This window comes from Aliivibrio kagoshimensis, assembly GCF_050337105.1.
In the GTDB taxonomy this organism is placed as follows: Bacteria; Pseudomonadota; Gammaproteobacteria; order Enterobacterales; family Vibrionaceae; genus Aliivibrio_A; species Aliivibrio_A kagoshimensis.
In genome coordinates this window covers 197,532-204,110 of sequence record NZ_JAKJSQ010000005.1, presented here as the reverse complement: position 1 = coordinate 204,110, position 6,579 = coordinate 197,532, and the positions used below count along the sequence as shown (strand labels likewise).

The window sequence follows — 6,579 nt, the reverse complement described above, 5'->3', positions numbered from 1 at the left end:
GTGTATATATAATACACGGCCTGTTGAAACACATTTAGAAAATCAGTTGTTTCAAATCACTTAGTTCACATACTGAGTACCAAAGCCTAAGGGGTTTTACTATGAACAATATCCAAACAAACAGAGCTGAGCTTAAAGAATTTGTTGCTAGCTTGTATGCTGACGGAAAAACTCCGTGCGAGCAGTTTGGTGTTTCTTGGGAGCAGCTTTCTGAGCTAGAAAAAGATGTACCTCAGATTACTTGCAAGAAAACAGATGATTGTTGCAAAACTGCATAAAGTTATTGTTTTAAAGAAAAGGAGCTTTTAGCTCCTTTTTTTGTATCTATAGTTCTACATATCTGACTTAAACCCTTTGCCCTGACCAAATGACCTCGCCAATAATCTCAAAATCCTCATTAGCTAGCTCACTTTTTTCTAACTCCCAAGTCTTATAAGCACTGTTATCACTGACCACTGAAATTCCATGTTTCGAAAACTGCAAACGCTTAACTCTTAGTTGCCCGTCATAACGAAAAACATAAATACCATCTTCAACTAACTGCTCAACTCTATTAACCATAATGATTGACTGGCTCTTTAAGGTGGGAGTCATGCTGTCGCCCTTAACAGGCATGAGAAAGATGTTTTTAGGGTTGACACCTAAGCTATCGGTTATAAATCGATTGCTGAATATGATCTCATCTGTTTTATCTTCACGTTCGACAAGAGCACCATTCCCTGCACTTACTTCAACATCGTAAAACGGCAATTCCAAGTAACCTTTAGGGGCTATTAGCGAATCGCTTTGGGATATGGTTCTCGCCTTTATAAAAATTTTTTCAGGTATTTTATTCCTCATTCTCCACGTTTGAATTGTTGAAGCTGATACCTCTAAAACCTTGGCTAGATCAACATTTGTTGATGTATTGGTCAGTTCTTTTAATTCATCAATTTGTGCGTCAGTATTGGTCATAAGTGTCTCACTATTGCTCATGAGTGTTGCAATTGGTTATTTGTGTTGCTAATCTGTCTCAAAATCAATTGAGACAGGTTTGAATAACTTTGAGTGTCTCAGAATTACATAGGTGAGTTATGAATACAAATTTTGCATTACTAGCACGATTCGGAAGCCCAACAGTTGAGCTGAAGGAAATCAGCAAGGAGTTCTTCGGTATAACCCCAAAAACAGCGGAACAAAAAGCGAAAGCATATGACTTCCCTGTTCCTACCTTTAAGTTACGCGATTCAGAACGTAGCCCTACATTAATCAAAATTGAAGACTTAGCCGCATACATTGACGAGCGCTACGAGTTAGCTGCTAACGATTGGAAGCTGGTTAATTAGGGAATGAGCATGAATGCAGAACAAAAAGCACATGGCTTGAATTGGTGCCGAAAACTGAAATTACAGGTCATGAATCACAAGTTTCAAGAGGCTAAATTAATTAGGACTCGTGAGCAGATTCAATCACGAATCAATATCTTGAAAAGAAAGGCCACGATATGAACCTAATAGGCTTTATTAAATTCGTGCCGGTCATTTGTATTCTCATTCTTTTACTCAGTACCTTTGAGGCGATCTAATGATTGAGTCCCGTTTCTCTCGCCACTTCTTCCCGAAATTGCCAAACATCGTTCGTAATGATGTTAAGTGCAAAATCGAGGCCCGTAAAAATCGCGGCAATGCCAGCCGCGAGAACTTACATAAGTACTCTGATGATGCGGTTCGCTTTGGTCTAAAGCGAGCGCATTTTATTGAGAACAAATTTAGCTTTGTTGATACCCGAAATGGGGCAAACAACGAAAGGCTTAGTCACCATATTTTGATGAATGACCAAGCCATTAAAAAGCTAGCCGCTCAAATTTCTGATGAGAATAACTTGATGCTGGTTCACGCTGATAGTGAAAGCGCGACCTCTTTTTTGGCTTTGATGTGGAATATCTACCAAGAGCAATCTAATAACCTGCGCTCTGTTCATCTCAATGCACCCTTTCAGGACGTCGAAAAAATAGATGAAGAGATGCTCAGTATTGCAGTTTTGAAAATGCAGACCGAAGTCTGGATAGAAAAGCGTTTACTCAAATTAAGAGCGCAGTACATCGAGTACGCACAAATTGCCCTTGAGCGAGTAGGCACAGAGAAGCACCAAACCAAATACATATCAGCAATGTCATTTAGTAACTGGAAGATAAAACAGCGTGAGGCTGAGCAGTTCGTAAAGAATATGACCGTATTTAATGACGAAACAGGCGAGCGTTATGCGCTTGCTGATGTGGTTAAACGTACTACCTCCAACCCTGAAAACAGACGTATTGAAATGATGGTGCGCTCAAGAGGGTTTGAAGAGTTGGCGACTGAGCTAGGTTATACGGCTCTGTTCATCACTTGGACATTGCCAAGTAAATATCACCGCGTTTCGTCTAAGTGGAACGGGGCCAGCGTGAAAGAGGGCCATAATAAGTTAATGAGTAAGTGGGCGATTGCTCGCGCCCAACTCTCCAAGCTTGATATTAAATACTTTGGCTTTCGAGTTGCTGAGCCGCACAAAGATGCCACCTCACACGGCCATTATTTTCTCTTCTGCCACGCTGATTGCAAAGATGCGGTGATTGATATCATCAAGTCTACCGCAATTGCTGAGGACAGATACGAATTAGGTGATGACATTTCACCGCGTTTTGATGTGAAAGAGTGCGACCCTGAAAAGGGCGGTGCAACGGCCTACATTGCCAAGTACATATCAAAGAACATCAACGGCAACCACATGCCAGAAAGCAAAGCCCAAGAGGGCGCTTTTATGGCGAGAGCGTGGGCCTCAACGCATGGCATTCGCCAGTTTCAACAATTTGGTGGCTCGCCTGTTTCGCTTTGGCGAAACTTAAGAAAAGCCAAACCCCAACAAACCTTAATAGATTCCAAACTTGAAGAGCTGCGCCAAGCGGCTGATTCGTCTAAATGGAAGCTGTTTTGTCAGTTAGCCAGCAGTGCAAAAATTGAGTACGAGAAAAAGAAAAACAAATACGGGGAAACCGTTTCAAAAATCATTGGTTTCTCTTGGCTTGGGAAAGTCATCGAAACCGCCAGCGAACACTATTCATTAATAAAAACCAAAGATGTAGCGCGTCATGCTCTTGCACTTGATCTGAAAAAGAAACGGAGTTTCGCCCCTTGGAGCACTGAAAATAACTGTAACCAAGCTTTAAAACAGATGCTTAGTGATACGACGGGATGGAGTTTAGACGGGGTGCAGTGCCTTATTAAACCGCTGTTGATGGGGGGTAAAGTTCCTATCGATAAACATCAAACCCTATGCATTAGAAATAATCGATTAATAGCCACGTGAGGACACCATGTTAGAGAGACAGCAAAACATACAACAATTGATTGAAGACCGCGCACAGCTCAAAGAGGCGCTGAAAAATGCTACTGATGGCGTGAGCTTGCAATCGGTGATGTTCAATCCAAGCAAAGCATTAAAAGCGGTGCCTATTGTCGGTCAGCTTTTAGAGAACAATGAACTGATGATTAGCGACTTGAACGAAAGAATTATTCATTTGGAGGCTTTGGACCATGGCAAGTAAAAACCCCGTTAAGGGATACATTTTGTGCCCGACTCATGGATGCGGTGAGGTGTGTACTGTTCATGCCGTGGGCGAGCATAAAGCAATAACCGAGGGAGAAACCCCTAAGAATAAACGCAGATTGGGGCAGCTCTATTTGATTTGTCCTGAATGTAAAACCAACCAGCAAGCTGGGAAGCCGTTTCAAACGTGGTTAGCCAGTGGGATGCAAACCACCGCCGAAGCGGTTCACCTTAATAGCAATTGTCCTACCGTAACCCCAAAGCCTGAAAAGGTGGTTAGCGAAGTGGTTACTAAACCACTTCTAACCAGTGACAGCAAGGGATTGGACGATAGTGAGTTAACCAATTCTAACCACTCAGAAACCAGTGACAGTAACCTAATAGGCTGGGTAGTGGGTTTAATGATTATCTGTATGGGGCTGTTCTTCATGGCCTCCAATAAAACAAAAGAGGCATAACATGGAAGCAACTATTGAAAACGAAACCATCAACCGAGACACACAAGCTGAACTTGCCGCCAGTGAGTTAGATAGCATTGAGCGACCATCTATTGATGAAGAGCCGCAAAGCACAGAAGACACCGCCACTGAGAATACGCCTGAAGAGTTTGACCCCGCAGTAGGCGCGGCCATGATGGATTACGGCCTTAGCTTTGTTGAAATGACTCTGCAAGGTGTGCTCGATGTTCCTGAGTTTGAATTCAACAAAGAGAGCCGCACAAAGTTTGTGGCAGCGTCCGAGCCAATGCTCAGTAAATACGGCCCTACGTGGTTAGGTTGGTTTGATGAGTACAAGGTTGAAATCAGTTTTACCTGTGCGGCCTTATCATTGATTGGCGGCTCTGCGATGCAAATTAAGCGCTTACAAGCGGCTAAAGTGGTTAACGAGCCTGAGCCTAGTGAGTCAGTTGAAACTGAAGATAACAGCGCGGAGGTAGTGCATGTTCCAACCACCGCAACCCATTAATAAAAACAACGCCCTTAACGCTGAGCATGTCAGTTATTTAGGCACAACAGGCAGTTGTAAAACTACAGCTATTCGAAAGCTTGGGTTTATCAAAAAAAGCGATCAGGTGTTGTTCTTTGACCCCTATGAAGACCATAGCAATAAAGCCTTTTTAGGCTTGAAAGTGCGTAAGTTCACCGACTGGGGCGAGTTTTACCGAGCCGCTTGGAAAGCCAGAAAAGGCACTGGCGCGTTTCGTCTTGCTATGGTCGGTAAAGAGCGAACCCCTGAGAACTTAGAGCTGTTTGCTCGCATTGCATGGTCATTGGGTAATGGAAACCACAAAAAGCGGTTACATACGGTGGTTGAAGAGCTGGCAAAGTTCACTAAAAGTGCAGGAAAATTGGACGGGGTAGCAGGGGAGCTATGGACAGGTGGTCGCGGCTTTGGGCTTATCATGCACACTACTTTTCAGCGCGGCCAAGAGGTACCAAAAACCGTGTTGGATGAATCTGCACATTTCTATATTGGCGCGGTGGGTAGTAGTCGGGGTGCTAAGTACGTGGGTGAATATCTCGACGTTCCCGTAGAGGCGATTTTATCGCTGCAAACCTTTCGTGATACCCAAACCCACGCGGATTACATTCTAAAATCGCCCGGTATCGGCAACTGGAAACAGCACAAAATCGACCCTCGAAAATAGAATGTAAACCTAATAGGTTAAAGCTCTAACCTAATAGGCTTAACCCACTGGTTAATTAATCAAGCGCTTCTTATGGTGATGGTGTTTTCAACGTGAAAATACTTAACTCATAAGAGGCGTTTTTTTATGAAACTCAATGCGAAAAACATTGCGAAAGTGGCGGTCATTAGTGCGGGTGTTTCTGCGGCCATCATCTTTGCTGTAAATAACAACGTTCTAGGGCTTGAAAAAGCACTGGGTAAATCAGGCTGGTTCTAGGGAGTTGTCATGTCAGTTAAACCATTAAAGTTAAATTCCATGACAGGTGCTAAGTGGGGCGAAAAAGGCACACTTCAAATCCCTGTTGGCCCAACTTATCAAGAGCTGATTTTAGAAACTAACGCAACAGCGGCAGAGCTTGAACGTGTTTCTATTATGCTTAACACCACTGAGATTTACGTGTTAACAGGCTCAGAGCTTCTTATGCTTGAGCTGTATAAAAAGATTGAAGCAACAGCGGGCATTTTTGTGATCCCTTTTGCCGATATTGTCGCCCGTACTCAAAACGGGGTTCGTTATACAGGTCTTGTAACCGAGCTTGGCGATAACATCACGCTAGATATCCAGTTCAAAGCTAAAGCGGCAGGCGCAGACCCATTAACGATTCAAACATGGGCGCACGTAACAGCGGCAGAGCCGATGCGTGTCGTGGTGCCGCACATTAAGCGCCAAACCATGTCAGCCAATGCGCAAGGTGAGAACGAATTCACTTCCTTGGTGGCAAGTCCTCATATTGCGATTCGTCGCATGCACTTTAAACACGCCAATATCACCAAGATGAAAATTGAGCGTGATTTCAACAAAGAGTATGAAGCAACCAAGCTGATTAACACCGCCAATACCAAACGCAATGAGCGAACCCCACAAGCAGGGTATTTTCATTTCGACCCAATTGTGCGCGGTTTTTCTATCAATGATTTGTTTCCAACAGCTCACAGCTCAAACCTAACCTTTACGGTCACAACTTCAGATATTGCAGGTTCAATTCCTATCTTGGTTGAGTCGGTAGAAGTGGTTCGCCCTGAGATGTTGCAACGCAACCAGTAAGGCGCAGTTATGAGCTTTTTTGATGATCTAATGGAGTTCGGTGAGGGGGCTTTGGAAGCGGTAGGGGAGCAATCAGATTGGTTGTTTCCAACTGACGATAAAACCAGTAACCCAGCCGCAACGCAGCAGCCAACACAGACTTTTGCAGACGATAACGGCAATGCGGTGACCACACCACAAGGCAGTGTGAATGCAAAAGACAATACCTTGTTGTATCTCGGTGGTGGTATCGGTCTGCTCTTGGTGCTGATGCTCTTCATGTTTGCCATGAAAAAGTAAGG

Annotated in this window: 11 protein-coding genes; 10 read left to right on the top strand and 1 reads right to left on the bottom strand. The window is 43.8% G+C overall.

The window, feature by feature from the left end; translation table 11 throughout:
* The first annotated feature begins 101 nt into the window (after positions 1 to 101).
* Positions 102 to 278 (top strand): hypothetical protein, encoded by a 177-nt coding sequence (locus tag L4C32_RS03615; RefSeq protein ID WP_428195482.1) that lies wholly within the window; start codon positions 102 to 104, stop codon positions 276 to 278.
* A gap of 67 nt (positions 279 to 345) precedes the next feature.
* Here L4C32_RS03615 and L4C32_RS03610 read toward each other — a convergent pair whose 3' ends face one another.
* Positions 346 to 954, bottom strand: a complete 609-nt coding sequence (locus L4C32_RS03610; protein ID WP_428195481.1) for a LexA family transcriptional regulator — start codon at positions 952 to 954, stop codon at positions 346 to 348.
* Between the two features lie 119 nt (positions 955 to 1,073).
* Between L4C32_RS03610 and L4C32_RS03605 the strand changes: the two genes are divergently transcribed.
* The 9 genes from L4C32_RS03605 (at position 1,074) to L4C32_RS03565 (ending at position 6,577) form a co-directional block, all read left to right on the top strand.
* Entirely contained in the window at positions 1,074 to 1,325 is a 252-nt protein-coding gene (locus L4C32_RS03605) for a pyocin activator PrtN family protein (RefSeq protein ID WP_428195480.1), read from the top strand.
* A gap of 238 nt (positions 1,326 to 1,563) precedes the next feature.
* The gene (locus L4C32_RS03600; protein WP_428195479.1) at positions 1,564 to 3,324 is read left to right on the top strand and encodes a replication endonuclease; all 1,761 of its coding nucleotides are present in this window, start codon (positions 1,564 to 1,566) and stop codon (positions 3,322 to 3,324) included.
* A gap of 7 nt (positions 3,325 to 3,331) precedes the next feature.
* A complete protein-coding gene (locus L4C32_RS03595; RefSeq protein ID WP_428195478.1) occupies positions 3,332 to 3,562 on the top strand; it encodes a hypothetical protein in 231 nt (76 codons plus the stop codon).
* Positions 3,552 to 4,022, top strand: a complete 471-nt coding sequence (locus L4C32_RS03590) for a hypothetical protein (protein WP_428195477.1) — start codon at positions 3,552 to 3,554, stop codon at positions 4,020 to 4,022. The genes L4C32_RS03595 and L4C32_RS03590 overlap by 11 nt, the downstream gene beginning before the upstream one ends.
* Before the next feature lies 1 nt (position 4,023).
* Entirely contained in the window at positions 4,024 to 4,530 is a 507-nt protein-coding gene (locus L4C32_RS03585; protein ID WP_428195476.1) for a hypothetical protein, read from the top strand.
* Positions 4,505 to 5,212 (top strand): hypothetical protein, encoded by a 708-nt coding sequence (locus L4C32_RS03580; protein ID WP_428195475.1) that lies wholly within the window; start codon positions 4,505 to 4,507, stop codon positions 5,210 to 5,212. The genes L4C32_RS03585 and L4C32_RS03580 overlap by 26 nt, the downstream gene beginning before the upstream one ends.
* Before the next feature lie 126 nt (positions 5,213 to 5,338).
* A complete protein-coding gene (locus L4C32_RS03575; RefSeq protein ID WP_428195474.1) occupies positions 5,339 to 5,470 on the top strand; it encodes a hypothetical protein in 132 nt (43 codons plus the stop codon).
* Positions 5,471 to 5,479: 9 nt separating this feature from the next.
* A complete protein-coding gene (locus L4C32_RS03570) occupies positions 5,480 to 6,298 on the top strand; it encodes a major capsid protein P2 (RefSeq protein ID WP_428195473.1) in 819 nt (272 codons plus the stop codon).
* A 9-nt stretch (positions 6,299 to 6,307) separates the two neighbouring features.
* Complete coding sequence (locus tag L4C32_RS03565; RefSeq protein WP_428195472.1) at positions 6,308 to 6,577, top strand: hypothetical protein; 270 nt, start codon at positions 6,308 to 6,310, stop codon at positions 6,575 to 6,577.
* Positions 6,578 to 6,579 lie beyond the last annotated feature (2 nt).